This window comes from Mesorhizobium sp. WSM4817, from assembly GCF_055811135.1.
This window is the reverse complement of the sequence record NZ_JBVVQQ010000015.1, coordinates 122,355-138,772: the sequence shown is the minus strand read 5'-3', so window position 1 is coordinate 138,772 and position 16,418 is coordinate 122,355. Positions and strand designations below refer to the sequence as shown.

Below are 16,418 nucleotides of genomic sequence, written 5' to 3'. Positions count from 1 at the left end.
GAAACCGTGTTACAGGCGTTAAATAACTTCGCATGGACAGGGATATGAGCCAGACGCAGAGTTCCGCCGGCGGTTCGGCTACGGTGGCATTCATCGATCTTGCGGGCTTTAGCGCCATCGCGGACGTTTATGGAGATGCAGCGGCAATCGATGTGCTCGAGATTTTCGAGAGCATGGTCCGCGAGGCGCTTGCTGGCTACGAGCCTCCGATCAAGTGGATCGGAGATGAAGAGCGATGCTCTCGTTTCCGGAGCCAGAGTTAGCGATCCAGGCGCTTGGAACGCTGTTGCAGGCATGCCGGGAAGAACCGCGCCTTCCGCTCACCCGGTCGGCGCTGAACCATGGACCGGTCATCCGCAGGGCAGGTGATCTGTTTGGATCGACCGTCAACATAGCGGCACGTATTGCTGCGCTTGCGTCCCTGGTCAATTGCTTGCGACTCAACCCATTGCCGACGCCGCTGCCGCCAAAGGCATCTTGGTGCGGGATCTCGGAGAGGTGGCGCTGCGGTCGGTAGCTGATGAAATCCCTCTTTACGAGATCGAACTTGCCCCTCGCCTGACCCGGCCTGGATCGATCCAGTGTGCAAGATGCATGCTCCGTATGCATCCTATCGACGGGCCGCCCCCGAAGGGCCATGGTTTTGATCGCCGCGTCGTGAAGAGGCATATCGGAAGCCGCCGCAGACCTATCCACCGGCGCGGTGACACGGCTCCCCCTAGCGACCCTGGCGGCCCCTTCTCAGTCTATGAGCGAGAGGGACTGCCAGCCGAGGAAAATCTGCGGCATGCTCGAGCATGCCTATGTTGTCGATTAGGTAGAACATTCCCGGCGCGGCATCTCCGACCTAATGGAGCCATGCGCCATCGGCGGTTTTGGCGTCGAAAGTGACGGGCACGCTGTGAATTACGCACGCTGCCGCCAATATCTCCTCCAACTCGTGATCGGTCGCCTTGCAAGCCGGCATGAGTTTTCGGAGGTCGCAGATCGCCTGTCCGATCGATAGGTATCGGGCCCTGTCTCTGGAGAGAACGTAGACTTCGGCCACTGTTTCAACTGTGATTGTGGGAAAAGAGTGAGTCATCGAGAATTACTCCTGAAAGACCTCACCACACGATTTGCGGCCAACATTCGGCCCTAGGCTCAGGCTCGCCGCCCATCTCGGCAATTGCGGTAGCCATTCATTCAGATTTGCCCTTGGAAAAGGCCGGCGGCTCGGTCCATGGCACGGGCGATCGCCGAGCTTGGCCTCGACCTTGGCGTTTTCCTTTTCCGTCAAGTTGTCGGCGGCGACCAGCCGGCGTAGCGAGCGCATGATCTCTCCGCGCGTCCTCGCGGCCTCCAGCATGCAATCGACGATTGCCCGAATGAGCTTGCCTTGATGCGTGAAGGTCACGACCAGTTTCTGCAGGAGCCACTCCGGAAAAACGGCGAGCAGGAGAACGCCGGCCAACGCGGGTAGGAAAGCAACCCTTGCCAGGATCGGATATGAGCCTGCGCGCAACAATATAGGTCAGCCCTTCATCCGAAATCTGCAGAGGCGACCGCCAGCACGAAGCTGGTCCCAGAGCTATGGCAGATTGTCAATTTCCAGCGGATCGGCGCATCGGCCGAACAGATGAAGGCTCTTGAAGCTGCATCCAAAGGAGGCAGCGATGCTATTCCCTGAGCGGACTGCAAACGAGGCGATCGAGGCGGAGGGGGAAGGCTGAACGCTGTGCTCGCCGGCGGGGCGTGCACCAGCTTAAGGAACTTACCTTCGGTGTTGGCCGTTGACATCGCGCAATGCGGAAGTGCGTTATGTTTCTGCTCGCAAAAGATACAATCAAGTTCAGCATGCTTGTCGGCCTTTCAGCCATCTTCGTAGATGCCTCCATCGCCCACGGCCTGCTATCACCAAGACCTTCCTGATCACCACAGTGTTTCTGTTCGGCACGGCCTTTCTCGGCATCGGCATCGTGCCTGGCCTGATCCTGACTGCGGTCCACACGCTCATTCTGGAAATCTACTACCAGTGGCTGGCGCCCGTCGGGCTGCCGCAGGAACCCGAGTGGCTCGATTTCAATCACCTATGGATCACCGGCGTGCCGGTGCACTTCCTGGCGATATTCGGCGGATATTTGATGGCGCTGTGGCTGTGGCGGCGCAACCATCCGGTCCTTGAGGCTGAGCGCGGGGAGACATGGCGGTTCGTCGTCTACGGGTTGACCACCGCTGTCATTATAGTTGCGTTGAACGGAATTCTGACCCAGTTGGTGCTGCTGCGCATTTTCCCGGCATCACCTTTTTCGTCCAGCACCTTCTGATCACTTCGTTTTCGTCTGTGTTTGGACGGCCTATGCCGGTGCCCGCCCGATGGGCTGGGGCGTCGGCGCCCTCATGCTCGCCCTCGTCTGGACCACCTATAGCATGTATCTCGGGCCGCGCGGCCTGCCGTTCGATCAGCCGTATTATTCCGGCTACAGGGACCTCTGGTGGCTGTCGTTTCCCGGCGGTTTCGTTTCGGCGCTGATCGGCTGGTGGATCGGCGTTTGGCTGATGGCAAAGCGGCGCATGATCGGCGTTGCCGGGATTGCCATGTTAGCAGGCCTGCTGGGTGTCCCTCCCGATCCTGCGACCGCTCAATCGAGGGGCACCGATGGCTTGGTCGCGACCGCACGCACCTCAGGCGAAGGCCTACGGGTAACCGGCGCGGATCCGTTCGCCATGAACAGCACGGCGCCGATGAACGGCACCATTGCAATCCAAACCGTGGAGATGGGAAACCGCTGGTCGCACGTCCAGAACACCGATGACATGCAGGTCTCGGCCGAATTCACCGCCGGCGATGCCAAGTATACTGTCAAGATCGACAAACCGATGCCGAGGCACCCGCTCGGAAGCTATACGACTTGGTCAGGCGCAGTGTATGAGCACGAGATGCACGGCAACACCGGCATCGGCACCGGCAAACTACCGAAGGTTCGGCCAGAAATCGCCCTCTGGGGGTGGGCAGAGGTCAGCCGCAACGGCGAAGTCATTGCACGATCAGCTCCTGCCCATCTCATGGTCCTCAGCGACGGTCCGATCCAGGGGGTAATGCTCGAAATCGGCACGGAAAACATAAGGCCTAATCGCTGAGCCAGACGGCTACATCAACGTGATGTGGCCAAAGGTCGAGGCGCTGCAAATGCCCGAGGCGCAGGAGCGGACGCGCCAGATCATCGGCTGGGTAGGAATCGCCGGTTTTGTCGTTCTGTTCAGTGCGTTGGCCATTCTTGACCGCAACAACAACGCTTCCCGGCCAAAAACCTAGTGGCACGGCGCCCGCGTCGGGAGCGGCAGTGAAAAGCCCGCGCTCGAGGAGAAACGCGGGCCGACCGGGTTGCAGCCCCGATCTGCAGTGGGCTGGGCTTGGGCGGGGTTGACCCACTGGTTCCCCGATAATAGTTAGCGGCTGCTAATGTTCCAGGCGCGGCGTAGGATCTCACCCCGGATGTGGGGCTTTCCTCATTTCGATCAGCTCTCGGTCAAACGCCAGGCTCTGCGCAACGCAAGCGCGGCTGTTGTATCGCCGTAGCGTCAACCCGCTGAGGTCCTGCGGTGCTTTCTCAGCCGAGTGATCGCCGACCTGTCGACCGTAATCACCCCGCCGCAGTCAATCCGCACAGTGAGTTTGCTCGCTCCGCGATCTATGCGGGTGACGTCCCCAACAAGAACCACTCGGTCTCCGGCCCGGGCTTTGGGCGGCGGATCAATCGTATACGGATGGTCATATGATGGAATGCTCACTCTGGCGCGGCCGCTAGGGAGAATCGTGATAACGGTACTTGCCAGCGCAACCTCATCGCCGACCTCAAATTCCCGAGGCACGTTAACGTGGAGCATGGTCTTCCTCCCAATGCTCCAAATTAATGCCTGGCAACCAGGTTGGTTGCTTGCAATCCGCTTCGTACGGTTCCGCACAATTCCGAGCTTAATGTGCCCTCCCATTGGCCCGAGATCGAAGTTGTGTGCGTCAAGTTTTGCACTGGAGGCTCGAGGCATCCGAGCACCCGGCAAGTGGTATGGGTGCCGTAGCTATGTGGATGGTCGTGCACCTACGGCAGGTCAAAATCGGTTTCACGCGCGTCGGGTCTTGAAGGCCACCGACGCCATAATCCGGCAATGTTCAGCTAGGCCATATGTTGTTCGCAATCGTTGCAAATGGAGGCTCCGATCGGGTGACATTCAATACTAGAGCAGCCGGACAGACGCTGGAAGCGACCCAGCCTAAAGGCTGGAGCGATGACACAGGCCTTGCCATTCTTCGCGCTGACCTTCGCGGCCGAGCAATATGGGACAGTCAACAAGTATGCCGGTTCGTTCCTGCAGGCGTTCACGTTCCGCTCAGCGCGCCGCCACGACTTCCTTCTTGCGGCGATTTCGCTGCTGAAACGGCCCTATGCCGAGAAGCGGCGGACCCTTCCGGATCGCGTCCGGTCACCTATCTCATGCAAGCTGATCGACGGCTAGTCCTCGAGCGGGAGGTGCCCGATCGCGATCCTTACGAGATTGCAACGCTCGCGGCTTGGCGAGATCGGCTTAGATCTGCACACATCTGGGTCGATGGTAGTCGATCCTACTGCCATCGGCGAGCAGGGCTTGCGCGAGAGCATTGTGATGGGCGGCGGTGAGGAAGCTGATTTCGCTTTCTTCCGGAGATGCGAATCTGGGCTCTACAGAGAGCGGCGCAGAACCGTTCCAATCTTTCGAACGCAAGGGCGCTGCTTCCGAGCCGAACCAATCTTGCACTTTATTCCATGACGTTTGGCACTTCTGCGCCTCTCATGCGTTAGGGAGAGTTCAATAAATGCGGCGCGGGCGATGGATCGTCATTGGACTGCCTCAGTAGCATTGGGTCTGTTCCTGCTGACGATCGGCTACGTCGAGCAAAATGCCTGGGCGCAGGCGCCGTGCCCTGCTGACCATGGCAGACTGCTCGGCGCCCTCAAGGCGAGCGTTAGGGCGAGCGGCGGCCCTGGCAATGGCGGCTTCGACACCCATGAGTGGGCGGCGGTCGTGGCTCGCGACGGAGCAGTCTGCGCCGTCGCCTACAGCGGTCCCACGGCCGACGCGCAATGGCCCGGCAGCCGTCTGGTCGCAGCCGAAAAGGCCAGTACGGCCAACGGGCTCAGCCTTGCTCACATGGCCCTTTCGACCGCTAACCTCTATGCGGCTGTCCAGCCCGGCGGACCCCTGTTCGGCCTGCAAGCCACCAACCCTGTCAACCAGGCGGCCGCTTATACCGGAAATCCTGCGGCATTTGGAAGTTCCAGCGACCCGCTGACGGGAAAGCTCGTCGGGGGCATAGTCGCATTTGGCGGCGGCCTGGCGCTTTACGATGAAAAAGGGATCATCGGGGGGCTTGGTGTAAGCGGCGATTCCCCCTGTGCCGATCACAATGTCGCATGGCGCACGCGTGCTGCGCTTGGATTGGACAAAGTGCCGGCCGGCGTCAATCCAAATCGCAAAGACGCCATCGTCTATGATCTTGACCCTGGCGGGAAGAGCGCTTCCGGCTGGGGCCATCCATTGTGTGCGGGAAGCGAGGCGGACATAGCAGCGGAGCTCGGCGCCGGGGTCGGCGGCTCGATGCACGAATGAGACAGGTGGTGGCGGTGAAGATTGGGGCGGCCTGCCAGAGAGGATACAAGGCACTGGCCAGGATAGATGGTCGTACCAAATTGGGGGTGATCGGCTGGACCTTGCTGGCGGGCTTCGCGCTCGTGGCCGGAGCGGTGGCCCAGGCGGCGGAGCCTGCCATAAGGCCGCCTGCTGCAGCAGCCCCACCTGACGATGGCCAGTGGACGATGCCGGCGAAGAACTATGCCTCGACCCGCTACAGCGAACTCGCTGAAATCACCGAAGACAACGTCAAGACCCTGCAGGTCGCCTTCACCTTCTCGACCGGCGTGAACAAGGGCCAGGAGGCTGCGCCGCTGGTTGTCGGCGACACGATGTATATCGTGACGCCTTTTCCCAACATTCTCTACGCGCTTGATCTCGCCAGACCCGGCGCACCGATGAAGTGGAAGTTCGAGCCGAATCCCGAACCTGCCGCGCAGGGAGTTGCCTGCTGCGATGTGGTCAACCGGGGTGCGGCTTTCTCCAATGGGCGTCTCTACTTCAACACGCTCGACGGACATACGATCGCGGTCGACGCGGCGACCGGCAAACCGGTCTGGAACACCCATATCGGCAACATCAACATCGGCGAGACCATCACCATGGCGCCGCTGGTGGTAAAGGGCATGGTTCTGGTGGGCAATTCCGGCGGCGAAATGGGCGTGCGCGGCTGGATCAAGGCGCTTGACGCCGGCGACGGGCATGTCATCTGGACGGCCTACAGCACCGGCCCGGATGCCGAGGTGCTGATCGGCCCGGACTTCAAGCCCCATTACGACATGGACAAGGGCAAGGATCTCGGCGTCACATCGTGGCCGCCGGACGCCTGGAAAATCGGCGGCGGCAATGTGTGGGGCTGGATTTCTTATGACCCCGACCTGGACCTGATCTTTCACGGTACCGGTAATCCCGGTCCCTGGAATCCCGATCTGCGACCCGGCGACAACAAGTGGACCTCCGGCATCTTCGCCCGCGATCCCGACACCGGCACTGCAAAATGGTTCTATCAGTGGACCCCGCACGATTTGCACGATTACGACGGCATCAACGAGCAGGTGTTGCTGGATATGACCTGGCAGGGCAAGCCCCGCAAGGTGCTCGTCCGGCCGGAACGCAACGGCTATGTCTACTTGCTGGATCGCATGACTGGCGAGGTCTTGTCCGCGGTACCATTCGGCCCAGTCAATTCCAGCAAGGGAGTCGACCTCAAGACAGGCCGGCTGATAGTAAACCCCGAGAAAGAAACCGGCACCGGCAAGGTCGTACGCAACATCTGCCCGACCGCGTCCGGCCTGAAGGATTGGCAGCCCTCGGCATTCTCGCCCAAGACCGGCTTGCTCTACATCCCGCACAACAATCTGTGCATGGACGAAGAAGGCGTCGAGGTGAATTACATCGCCGGCACGCCCTATGTCGGCATGAATGTCCGCATGATTCCCGGGCCGGGTGGACATCGGGGTGTCTTCACCGCCTGGGATGTCGCTGCCGCCAAGCCGGCTTGGATCCTGAAGGAGAACTTTCCGGTGTGGAGCGGCGCCGTCGTTACGGCCGGCAACGTCGTATTCTACGGAACCATGGAAGGCTGGTTCAAGGCGGTGAGCGCCACGACCGGGAAACTGCTTTGGCAGTTCAAGACCTCTTCCGGCATCATTGGCCAGCCGATCACCTATCGCGGTCCGGATGGGCACCAATATGTCGCGATCTTGTCGGGTGTCGGTGGCTGGGCAGGTGCCATCGTGTCGGGAGATCTCGACCCGCGCGACGCCACCGCTGCGCTCGGCTTCGCCAATGTCATGAAGGATCTCAAGGACGTAACCACGCCGGGAGGTACGCTGCATGTTTTCCGGCTGCCCTGAAGCGATCGGCGGGCCTGCGCGAAGGGGGAGAATACGTTCCCGGCATTTTGCCGAGATAATCGGTGCACTGGCCTTTTCCCTTGTTGCCGCCCTGGCGAATGCGCGCGAGCTGCGAGTGTGCGCCGATCCCAACAACATGCCCTTCTCCAACGCTGGCGGGGAAGGCTTTGAAAACAAGATCGCGGCGATTGTCGCCAGGGAACTTGGCGCAACTCTTTCCTATACCTGGTGGGCGCAGCGCCGCGGCTTCATCCGCAACACGTTGAAAGCCGGTCTGTGTGATCTCGTCCCCGGCACGCCAGCTAATCTCGAATTGCTGCGCACCACCGCGCCTTATTATCGCTCGTCCTACGTATTCGTGACTCGCAAGGAGGCGCCGGAAGTCGGATCGTTCAACGATCCTCGCTTGCGTAATCTGCGCATCGGTGTCCAGCTGATCGGCGACGACGGCGCCAACTCCCCACCCGTCCAGGCGCTCGGGCGCCGCAGGATCGTCGGCCATCTCATCGGCTTTCCAGTCTATGGCGACTATTCTGTGCCGAACCCTCCGGCGCGCATCATCGAAGCGGTCGCGAGCGGCGATATCGATATGGCCGTCGTCTGGGGCCCGCTGGCCGGCTACTTTGCCGCCAGACAGAAGGTGGCGCTGCGGATTACGCCGGTTGAACCTCGGGTAGACGGTCCGCAATTACCGATGATCTACGACATCTCAATGGGCGTGCGCCACGAGGATGATGCGCTGCACGGCGAAGTGGACGCTGCCCTCGCAAAGCACCGCGCCGAGATCAATGCGATTCTGGCGCAGTATGGCATGCCCCGGCTCGACACTGCTGGAGCGCCGTGAAATGAACCGCGGCCTTCTCTTGCTGTTGTGCGCAATGCTCGCCATTGCCGGATGCCAGCGCGAGGAACGCGACACCCGCCCCCAGTCGGCGCTCGGCTCGGGCGAGCAAGCGACGCCGGTCACTGTCCTTGCGCCAGGTGGCGAGCGGCCGTCCCCGTCCGACAACAAGGCAGCGGCGTTCGAGGCAAACGCGTTCCATCTTAGCCAGGGCAAACGTCTGTTCAACTGGTTCAACTGTTCCGGATGCCATGCCAATGGCGGTGGCGGCATGGGACCAGCGCTCATGGACGAAAAGTGGATTTACGGCGGTTCGATCGAAAGCATCCACGCCACGATCAGAGACGGGCGCCCGAACGGGATGCCGAGCTTCCGTGACAGGGTACCCGACGACCAGATCTGGGAACTTGCCGCCTTCGTCCGCTCGCTGAGCGGCAAAGTACCCTCCTCCGCCGCGCCAGGACGCGACGACGACATGATGGTGCACCCATCCGAAAATCGCCTGCCAAATGCCGCGACACTGGGGAAGTCGCCGTGAGACGCCTTGTTTGGGTGATGTGCGGCGCAGCCTCCATTCTGCTCCTCGCAGGATGCAGTGGCTGGCAATCGGCCCTTGATCCGAAGGGCCCGGCAGCGGGCGAGCTCGCGTGGCTGATCTGGTTCTTCACCGCCCTCTGCACCGTGATCTGGCTCCTGGTGATGATCGTGCTGATCATGACCGTGATCCGGCGGCGCGCACGACCGATCGGCGATCCGCTTGTCCTCGATACCGCTTCCGAGCGCCTCAAGACGCGGATTGTCTTTGCGGCGCTCGGGGCCACCGGAGTGATCCTGATCGGGCTAACGCTGTTGAGCTTCTTCGCCAACAGGACGCTCGCTGCCATCGGCTCGGATGCCGCGCTGACAATCCGCGTGACCGGGCATCAGTGGTGGTGGGAGGTGCGCTATGAAGACAGCCAGCCGAACCGCATCCTGACGACCGCGAACGAGATCCACATCCCGGCAGGCGAGCCGGTGCGGTTCATTCTCACCTCGACCGACGTCATCCATTCCTTCTGGGTGCCGAATCTGGCCGGCAAACTGGACCTCATTCCGGGCCACGAGAACGTTCTTGATCTTAAGGCGGACAAGCCGGGCGTCTATCGGGGCCAATGTGCCGAGTTCTGCGGTGCTCAGCACGCCAATATGAGCACCTTCGTCATCGCCGAGCCTCGGCCCGTCTTCGACGCCTGGCTGAACGACCAGTTGAGGCCGGCCGCCCCGCCCGCCTCGCCCGAGGCGAAAGCCGGCCATGACCTGTTCCTCAAGCGGCCCTGCGTGATGTGCCACAAGATCGGCGGCACCATCGCCGGCGGCACGGTCGCCCCCGATCTGACCCATGTCGCCAGCAGGCAAACGCTGGCAGCCGGAACGCTGACGATGAGCCGCGGCAACCTTGCAGCATGGATAGCCGATCCGCAGGGGATCAAGCCGGGCGCCCATATGCCGGTGGTGGATCTGAACGGCGACGAGTTGAATGCGATCGTCGCTTATCTTGAGGGCTTGAGATGAGCAGCGCCGACCTCGCTCGCGAACGCGGCTTGGCCTCAGAAGGCAATTTGGCCCCTGAGCGCGACGGCCCGCGCGACACTGGCCTCGACGATGACAGCCTTGACCGCTGGCTTGCGCGAACGTGGCAGACTGCACCTGGCATCATCGGCGCGCTTTCAACCGTGGATCACAAAATCGTCGCGCGGCGCTACCTGATCACCGCTTTCGTGTTCCTATGCCTCGGTGGGCTGAACGCGGTCGCCATGCGGGTCCAACTCTCGGGCCCCGAGCGCGGGCTGATCGGGCCGGACCTCTACAATCAGTTGTTCACGATGCATGGCGTGACGATGATGTTCCTGTTTGCCGTGCCGATCGTGCAGGCGAGCGGCATCTACCTTGTTCCGCTGATGGTTGGCACCCGCAATATCGCGTTTCCGCGCCTAGTCGCCTTCAGCTTCTGGATCTTTCTGTCGGGAGGCATGTTCGCATGGGTGTCATTCGCGCTCAACATGGCGCCTGATGTCGGATGGTTCGCCTATGTGCCGCTGTCCGGTCCCGAATTCGGACCAGGCAAGCGCGCCGACGTCTGGGCGCAGATGATCACCTACACCGAGGTCTCTGCACTAGCGGTCGCGGTCGCAACCATCGTGACGATTCTGAAGCAGCGCGCCCCTGGGATGTCGCTTGACAAGATCCCGCTCTACGTCTGGGCGATGCTGGTCACCTCCTTTGTGGTCGTGTTCGCGATGCCGGCGGTTATGATCGCCTCGACGTTCCTGATCCTGGACCGGCTGGTCGGCACCCACATCTTCAACCCCGCCGAAGGCGGCGACGCATTGCTCTTCCAGCATCTTTTCTGGTTCTTCGGCCATCCCGAGGTCTACATCATTTTCCTGCCGGCAACCGGGATGGTCTCCTCGATCATCGCCGCCTTCGCACGGCGCCCGGTGTTCGGGTATCTGGGGCTGGTGCTTTCGCTGATCGCCATTGGGTTCTTGTCATTCGGCCTTTGGGTCCACCACATGTTCACCAGCGGTCTGCCCAAGCTCGGCGCGAGCTTCTTCACCGCATCGAGCATGTTGATCGCCATTCCGAACGGTCTGCAGATATTCTGCTGGCTGGCGACGCTCTGGGATGGTCGGCCGATCATCAGGACGCCGCTATTGTTCGTGTTCGGCTTCTTCTTCATTTTCGTCGCCGGTGGTCTGACCGGTGTCATGCTGGCGTCGGTGCCGTTGGACCTGCAAGTTCACGACACCTATTTCGTGGTCGCGCATTTCCATTACGTGCTCATCGGCGGGTCGGTATTTCCCTTGCTGGGCGCCGCCTATTTCTGGTTTCCCAAGATCACCGGCCGGATAATGAACGAGCGCCTCGGGCGCTGGCATTTCTGGCTCGCCTTCATCGGCTTCAATGCGGCGTTCTTCCCGATGCACATTGTCGGCATCTGGGGCATGCCACGACGGGTATACACCTATCCGGCGGAGCTCGGCTGGGGTGACATCAATCTGTTCATCACCGCTGGCGCGGTTGTCCTGTTCGTGAGCTTCGCGCTTTTCACCGTAAATGTGGTGCACGGCGCCCTGAGGGGCGCCCCGGCCGGCGACAACCCCTGGAATGCAGGCACGTTGGAATGGGCGACGTCATCGCCGCCAGCGAGTTACAATTTCGCCCGCATGCCGGTCGTGACGCACGTCGAGCCGCTATGGGCGGAACGCGGAACGCTTCCAGTAGCGACGGGGCTTCGGGTTGATGCACGCGAACTGGTCATCTCGACAGTGGCGGAGGCGCATCCCGACTTACGCGAAAAGTCGCCAACGTCGTCGATCTGGCCGCTATTGGCCGCCCTCGCGGTCGGGGGTACCTTTCTCTACTCCATCTTCAGCCCATGGGCAGTGGTTTGGGGAGCGGGACCGATCGCCATCACTTTGATTGGCTGGTTCTGGCCGAGAGGCGGTCCGGAGGACGAGGAATGAAACCGCGTCCTGCCGTCGATCTTTCCGAGCTCCCGACCTTCGGGCACGGACCGCGTACCCCGACCTGGTGGGGCACTCTCGCCTTCATGGCACTCGAGGGCATGGGATTCGCTCTTGCCGCGGGGAGTTATCTTTACCTCGCCTACCTGTCACCGCAATGGCCGTTGAGCGCGCCCACACCGAACCACTGGCCGGGCACGATCGTGACGCTTTTGCTGCTCGCCAGCGCAGTCCCTAACCACATATTGAAGCGCTATGCTGAGGCCTGCGCGATGGTGCCAGTGCGCATTGGCCTCGTGGTGATGTCGCTACTCGGGATCGCGCCGCTTGTCGTGCGCTGGTTCGAGTTTCCAGCCCTCAACATCTATTGGGACAGCAATGCCTACGGCTCTATGCTCTGGGTCTTGCTCGGCCTCCACACCGCGCACCTGATCACCGATGTCGGCGACACGCTGGTTTTGACCGCTTTGATGTTCACGCGCCACGCCAACAGTGGCCGACGCTTCGCTGACGTGGGTGACAACGTCTTCTACTGGGACTTCGTGGTCCTGACCTGGATTCCGATCTATCTCCTAATCTATTGGATGCCGAGGCTTGGTTGAGATGCGCGCGCTTCGGTCAGGCACCTCATGGGGCGGGCTCTTGTCGGGGCCTTTAGCCTGGGCCGTGTCGACGCAACTGAATTACGCCGTTGTGGAATGGCAGTGCGCCCGCCGGATTCCTGTCATACCCTTCATCGCATTGGTGCTAGCGATAATGTCTCTGGTTGGCGGGGCGCTATCCTGGCGGGCGCGGCAACAGGGCGGCGCCTCGTTCAAACCGGAGCGCACGCGCGGCACTGAAGCTTTTGTTGCCAATCTGAGCATTCTGACCGCAGTGCTGTTTGCGCTGGTCATCATCATGCAGGGCGCCGCCTCGCTCATTCTCGACGAGTGTGTCCGATGAGCTTCGATGCGCTCTTCTCGACCTCGATCTGCTATGGCGGCGGCGCCCCGGGGTGGACGCTGGCGCTGCCGATCACGCTGCCGTTGGCGACGATCGCCTTGCTTTATGCGACGGGCGCCATTCGACTGTGGCGTAGGAGCGGTCGCGGCCGCCCGTTGCGATCGCGACAGGCCCTGCTGTTCGCTGCCGGCTGGGCCGTATTGGCGTCTGCGCTCGTCAGCCCGCTTCATGCACTGGGTGAGCGCGTGTTCACCGCACATATGATCGAGCACGAATTGCTCATGGCGGTCGCAGCGCCTCTTCTGGTTGCCTCCCGTCCCGTGGCTGCAATGATGTGGGCACTGCCGATCTCGTTACGGCAAACACTTGGCGCAGCCGGGCACGCGAAAATGCTTCAAGCCGTCTGGGCCGCGACCAGCCGTCCCCCCGCGGCCACCATCCTGCATGCTGTCGCGATATGGGCGTGGCACGTGCCGGCGCTGTTCGAGGCTGCGCTCGAACGCGGTTTCCTGCACTATGCCCAGCATGCCACCTTCTTCGGAACCGGCGTCTTGTTCTGGTGGGCGCTGCTGCCGCGTCCCGGCCGTGAACAAACCTATGGCAGCGCAGTCATGCATCTCTTCTTCACCTCGCTGCACACCGGTCTGCTTGGGGTGCTGCTTGTGGTCTCGCCGAGACTTTGGTACCCCGACAATGCCGCCGGCGCGCAATTGTGGCGCCTCAGTCCGCTTGAGGACCAGCAACTCGCCGGCCTAGTCATGTGGGTTCCGGCCGGCCTGATCTACGGCGGAGCTGCCTTGTTGCTGGCAGGCTTGTGGATCCGCTCGAGCGGACAGGGAAGCCGGGAGGCGCCGCTTGCGTTCCGACCTGTCTAGGCTGGTTTTCGGCACGAGCGCCATTGTCGTACTGGCAATTTTAGCGGCGCTGACATGGTGGTCGGAACGCACCGATAGGATCGAACGGGAAGCAAATAATGCAACCGGTGGCATTGGTACCCGTGCCATACCGATCATGATGGCCAACGGTTGCGCCGGTTGCCATACAATCACCGGCGTCCCCGGCGCGCATGGACTGGTCGGCCCGCGCCTGGACGCCACCCTGGCCACCAGGGTCTATGTCGGCGGGGTGTTATCCAATAATCCAGAGAACCTGATCCGCTGGATTCGCGCCGCCAGGGAAATCAATCCGCATACGGCAATGCCTTCGGCCGGCATTTCCGAGCAGGAGGCTCGCGACGTCGCGGCCTATTTGTATGCGCTCAGATGAAGCTTAAAGCTTGTCATCCCGACCAGCGGTCCTGAACAGGAAATCGACCTCGCGCGGATTTTCTCTGCATAGCAGATTGGATCCCAGCCCGTCCGGCACTAGCCCGGCGAGCAACGGCAGCAGAGACTATTTGAAGTCGCGCCATGACCTTCTATCAGGCGAGCAAAGCGGGTAGACGGCACTAAATGGTTTCTGCCGAGCCCACGCCGTGAGCAACCGCTACCACCAAGCATACTGTGCACTCTTGCAAAAGTCGAAACTGACCTTGAGCGACTTAGTCGGCGGCGAGGGCACTGAGCTGGGTGTTCCATACGAAAATCAAAAAAAAGCCCGCCGCACCTTCGGCACGGCGGGCGATCTTCACCAGGCACAGGGTGCGGGGGGCGGGGTGTGCCTGGATCGTGGTAATCCTACGCGCGCCGGCTTTATCGCGTCTACCAACCGGCGGTTGGAAGGTTCGGGCGCTAGTTAGAGGAGCGCAGCAACCCCTCCTCTTCGGCAGCAGCCTCGAAGGCCTTCCTTACGTCGTCGGGCGTGCGTTTGCCTTCAATCAGAGCCATGCAGACCGCGACCGCCTCCTTCCACTTGGGTCCTCGCTTGGTCCACTTCATGAGCTCCGCAGCGGCACCCTCGACATTGGTGCAGACGTAGGTGAGCCCAGGTTTGTCAGTTTCGATATGGACCGGAGGGTGAAACCAATGGATAGCCATAATACCCCCTACTCAGGCGAGAGATACACGCTCGCCTCTTTGGCCGCCGCCTCAAAGGCTGCACGGACATTTTGGGGGGACACTCTGCCCTCGAACGCGTCAACGCATGATTGGACCGCTTTCGTCCACTTCGGCCCCTTTGTGTCCCACGCCATGAGTTGCTCGGCGGCTCCCTCGACATGGCTGACCCCATGGCGAATGCCCGGACGGTTCGCTTTCACGTAGACAGGGGGAGAGAACCAAAGAAGACCCATGAGAGCTAAATTAGGGTATGCTCACATCTTTGGTAGATGAGGGATCACAGCGGAGGCTCGGTCGATTTCTCTGACAGGTCTCATTTCCGTTCATGCAAGTCGCTTACCGCCCCAGCGCTTGTTTCGACGCCGATAGAAGTTCTTCCTCGTCCACGACTCCGGCCATGTAATTGGCAATAATTCGGGATGCGAGCGCTTCGAGTTGTTGTTCTGATTTTCCATCAACCTTCAAGCGATCGAACACGCGGCCAAGTAGAGCCAGCTCGGAAGGATTGAATACAGCAGCAGCTTCGGCTTTTCGACGGATCGGCAATAAACAAGCCTCCTTATAGCAAGTTTCTTTGATCAGATTTGTGCAACACAATCATAAAAACTCCTCGGTGCCAACACGGAGGGACTGGACGTCCGAAGAGCCTGATCGTCATCGGTTCCATGGAAGCCCGCGCCCCACGGAGGGAGGGAAGACGCGAAGGGCATCGGAGGTGCAATCCGATCTCGCAGCATGTCTGCACAGGAGATGCTGCAGGAGCCAAACTGGCTCGCCAAGCCGGTGTTCCATAAAAAACGCTCGCGCCACCGCCCGATCCGACCCAAAACCCGCAACTGCAACCGCAACAGCAACAGCAACAGCAACAGCAACAGCAAACGAGCTCGTCGACATCCTCGGTGAGGGAAAGGCGCGTGCGCCAGCCCTACGACGACCTCACCAATTTTGGAGCACCTGCCCATGATCACCTACGACCGTGTCCGTTTCACCGAAGGACTCTGATTGATTGCAACCGCGCCGCCACCTCGCGAGCAGCGCAGAGCGCATTCGGCATGACTTTTAGCCAGGCCTATGATGCACTGCGTGTCGGCAAGACCATCATCTGCCGCCCCTCACAATTCGCTCGGTTCCTGTTCTACCGCGCGGACGAAGCCAGCACTCGGTTCCGTCAGTTCGACGCCGAGCTCATCCCGGCCGCCCGCCACGACCTGATCATCGACGTCAGCGAGGCCGCATGAAGATCGATTTCCCCACCCTAAAGGAGCCGATCTATGCCCATGGCAGGAACGGCTACTTCTCGGCGACCGCGATCAACGTCTTGGCCTTGCCCGACGACATCAGGCTGGAGAACTGGACCAGCAAGGACGCGATCGGCATCGGCCGTGTCGTCCTGCCGGCCGACCGCAACGTCGTCCGAGATCTCGCGAACCACCTCAACAGAATAGCTGACAAGCTGCCCTGACCAGGTGCCTGTTGCTCTCCTCCTGCGATCCCCAACCATCCACTTAACGGCAACGCATGTTGGCTCGAAGTCGCACCTGCATCGGGGCGTGGATGGTTGGGGTTGTCGCGTAACGCCATTGCTTTTCGAATCGAAATATTTCAACCTTTGCAGGAACGGGCGATG

The 16,418-nt window shown here is 61.1% G+C and carries 19 protein-coding genes and 1 pseudogene; 17 read left to right on the top strand and 3 right to left on the bottom strand.

All coding sequences use genetic code 11. The features are described 5' to 3' along the window. The first annotated feature begins 44 nt into the window (after positions 1–44). The 15 genes and pseudogenes from AC0L2K_RS20970 to AC0L2K_RS20900 all read left to right on the top strand — a co-directional run bounded on the left by AC0L2K_RS20970 (position 45) and on the right by AC0L2K_RS20900 (position 14,060). A complete protein-coding gene (locus AC0L2K_RS20970; protein ID WP_473532210.1) occupies positions 45–263 on the top strand; it encodes a hypothetical protein in 219 nt (72 codons plus the stop codon). A 1,509-nt stretch (positions 264–1,772) separates the two neighbouring features. Then, entirely contained in the window at positions 1,773–2,306 is a 534-nt protein-coding gene (locus AC0L2K_RS20965; protein ID WP_473532209.1) for a hypothetical protein, read from the top strand. Between the two features lie 49 nt (positions 2,307–2,355). Next, positions 2,356–3,120, top strand: coding sequence for a hypothetical protein (locus tag AC0L2K_RS20960; protein ID WP_473532208.1), 765 nt, complete (start codon positions 2,356–2,358; stop codon positions 3,118–3,120). Between the two features lie 49 nt (positions 3,121–3,169). Next, positions 3,170–3,295, top strand: coding sequence for a hypothetical protein (locus AC0L2K_RS20955; RefSeq protein WP_473532207.1), 126 nt, complete (start codon positions 3,170–3,172; stop codon positions 3,293–3,295). A gap of 998 nt (positions 3,296–4,293) precedes the next feature. Continuing rightward, positions 4,294–4,604 (top strand): annotated as a pseudogene (locus AC0L2K_RS20950) (Tn3 family transposase); the annotation flags it as partial. A 241-nt stretch (positions 4,605–4,845) separates the two neighbouring features. Further along, complete coding sequence (locus AC0L2K_RS20945) at positions 4,846–5,625, top strand: GlcG/HbpS family heme-binding protein (protein WP_473532206.1); 780 nt, start codon at positions 4,846–4,848, stop codon at positions 5,623–5,625. A gap of 122 nt (positions 5,626–5,747) precedes the next feature. Further along, entirely contained in the window at positions 5,748–7,502 is a 1,755-nt protein-coding gene (locus AC0L2K_RS20940) for a methanol/ethanol family PQQ-dependent dehydrogenase (RefSeq protein WP_473532233.1), read from the top strand. Next, positions 7,483–8,346, top strand: a complete 864-nt coding sequence (locus tag AC0L2K_RS20935) for a substrate-binding domain-containing protein (RefSeq protein ID WP_473532205.1) — start codon at positions 7,483–7,485, stop codon at positions 8,344–8,346. Before AC0L2K_RS20940 ends, AC0L2K_RS20935 begins: the two co-directional genes overlap by 20 nt. A 1-nt stretch (position 8,347) precedes the next feature. Next, positions 8,348–8,881, top strand: a complete 534-nt coding sequence (locus tag AC0L2K_RS20930; protein ID WP_473532204.1) for a c-type cytochrome — start codon at positions 8,348–8,350, stop codon at positions 8,879–8,881. A 17-nt stretch (positions 8,882–8,898) separates the two neighbouring features. Continuing rightward, entirely contained in the window at positions 8,899–9,894 is a 996-nt protein-coding gene (gene coxB / locus AC0L2K_RS20925) for a cytochrome c oxidase subunit II (protein WP_473532232.1), read from the top strand. Continuing rightward, positions 9,891–11,849: a cytochrome c oxidase subunit I gene (gene ctaD, locus AC0L2K_RS20920; protein ID WP_473532203.1), complete on the top strand. Its 1,959-nt coding sequence runs from the start codon at positions 9,891–9,893 to the stop codon at positions 11,847–11,849. The genes coxB and ctaD overlap by 4 nt, the downstream gene beginning before the upstream one ends. After that, positions 11,846–12,451, top strand: coding sequence for a cytochrome c oxidase subunit 3 (locus AC0L2K_RS20915; protein WP_473532202.1), 606 nt, complete (start codon positions 11,846–11,848; stop codon positions 12,449–12,451). Before ctaD ends, AC0L2K_RS20915 begins: the two co-directional genes overlap by 4 nt. 154 nt (positions 12,452–12,605) lie before the next feature. Then, on the top strand, positions 12,606–12,794 hold the full coding sequence (locus AC0L2K_RS20910; RefSeq protein ID WP_246811265.1) for a hypothetical protein: 189 nt from the start codon (positions 12,606–12,608) through the stop codon (positions 12,792–12,794). After that, complete coding sequence (locus tag AC0L2K_RS20905) at positions 12,791–13,669, top strand: cytochrome c oxidase assembly protein (protein ID WP_473532201.1); 879 nt, start codon at positions 12,791–12,793, stop codon at positions 13,667–13,669. The genes AC0L2K_RS20910 and AC0L2K_RS20905 overlap by 4 nt, the downstream gene beginning before the upstream one ends. Then, a complete protein-coding gene (locus AC0L2K_RS20900; RefSeq protein ID WP_473532200.1) occupies positions 13,650–14,060 on the top strand; it encodes a c-type cytochrome in 411 nt (136 codons plus the stop codon). Before AC0L2K_RS20905 ends, AC0L2K_RS20900 begins: the two co-directional genes overlap by 20 nt. 464 nt (positions 14,061–14,524) lie before the next feature. Here AC0L2K_RS20900 and AC0L2K_RS20895 read toward each other — a convergent pair whose 3' ends face one another. The 3 genes from AC0L2K_RS20895 to AC0L2K_RS20885 form a co-directional block, all read right to left on the bottom strand. After that, positions 14,525–14,770 (bottom strand): DUF982 domain-containing protein, encoded by a 246-nt coding sequence (locus tag AC0L2K_RS20895; RefSeq protein ID WP_473532199.1) that lies wholly within the window; start codon positions 14,768–14,770, stop codon positions 14,525–14,527. An 8-nt stretch (positions 14,771–14,778) separates the two neighbouring features. Next, complete coding sequence (locus AC0L2K_RS20890; RefSeq protein WP_065008887.1) at positions 14,779–15,024, bottom strand: DUF982 domain-containing protein; 246 nt, start codon at positions 15,022–15,024, stop codon at positions 14,779–14,781. Positions 15,025–15,127: 103 nt separating this feature from the next. Beyond that, a complete protein-coding gene (locus tag AC0L2K_RS20885; protein ID WP_082982439.1) occupies positions 15,128–15,337 on the bottom strand; it encodes a hypothetical protein in 210 nt (69 codons plus the stop codon). Positions 15,338–15,705: 368 nt separating this feature from the next. Here AC0L2K_RS20885 and AC0L2K_RS20880 point away from each other — a divergent pair, with 368 nt between their 5' ends. Continuing rightward, positions 15,706–16,029: a hypothetical protein gene (locus AC0L2K_RS20880; protein WP_473532198.1), complete on the top strand. Its 324-nt coding sequence runs from the start codon at positions 15,706–15,708 to the stop codon at positions 16,027–16,029. Beyond that, a complete protein-coding gene (locus AC0L2K_RS20875; RefSeq protein ID WP_065008889.1) occupies positions 16,026–16,253 on the top strand; it encodes a hypothetical protein in 228 nt (75 codons plus the stop codon). The genes AC0L2K_RS20880 and AC0L2K_RS20875 overlap by 4 nt, the downstream gene beginning before the upstream one ends. Positions 16,254–16,418: the final 165 nt, after the last annotated feature.

Bases quoted from the DNA above. Each gene is read 5' to 3' on its own strand.
- AC0L2K_RS20970 (WP_473532210.1), top strand. From the start codon at position 45: ATGAGCCAGACGCAGAGTTCCGCCGGCGGTTCGGCTACGGTGGCATTC.
- AC0L2K_RS20960 (WP_473532208.1), top strand. From the start codon at position 2,356: ATGGGCTGGGGCGTCGGCGCCCTCATGCTCGCCCTCGTCTGGACCACC.
- AC0L2K_RS20955 (WP_473532207.1), top strand. From the start codon at position 3,170: ATGCCCGAGGCGCAGGAGCGGACGCGCCAGATCATCGGCTGGGTAGGA.
- AC0L2K_RS20945 (WP_473532206.1), top strand. From the start codon at position 4,846: ATGGATCGTCATTGGACTGCCTCAGTAGCATTGGGTCTGTTCCTGCTG.
- AC0L2K_RS20935 (WP_473532205.1), top strand. From the start codon at position 7,483: ATGTTTTCCGGCTGCCCTGAAGCGATCGGCGGGCCTGCGCGAAGGGGG.
- AC0L2K_RS20930 (WP_473532204.1), top strand. From the start codon at position 8,348: ATGAACCGCGGCCTTCTCTTGCTGTTGTGCGCAATGCTCGCCATTGCC.
- coxB (WP_473532232.1), top strand. From the start codon at position 8,899: ATGTGCGGCGCAGCCTCCATTCTGCTCCTCGCAGGATGCAGTGGCTGG.
- ctaD (WP_473532203.1), top strand. From the start codon at position 9,891: ATGAGCAGCGCCGACCTCGCTCGCGAACGCGGCTTGGCCTCAGAAGGC.
- AC0L2K_RS20915 (WP_473532202.1), top strand. From the start codon at position 11,846: ATGAAACCGCGTCCTGCCGTCGATCTTTCCGAGCTCCCGACCTTCGGG.
- AC0L2K_RS20910 (WP_246811265.1), top strand. From the start codon at position 12,606: ATGTCTCTGGTTGGCGGGGCGCTATCCTGGCGGGCGCGGCAACAGGGC.
- AC0L2K_RS20905 (WP_473532201.1), top strand. From the start codon at position 12,791: ATGAGCTTCGATGCGCTCTTCTCGACCTCGATCTGCTATGGCGGCGGC.
- AC0L2K_RS20895 (WP_473532199.1), bottom strand. From the start codon at position 14,770: ATGGCTATCCATTGGTTTCACCCTCCGGTCCATATCGAAACTGACAAA.
- AC0L2K_RS20890 (WP_065008887.1), bottom strand. From the start codon at position 15,024: ATGGGTCTTCTTTGGTTCTCTCCCCCTGTCTACGTGAAAGCGAACCGT.
- AC0L2K_RS20875 (WP_065008889.1), top strand. From the start codon at position 16,026: ATGAAGATCGATTTCCCCACCCTAAAGGAGCCGATCTATGCCCATGGC.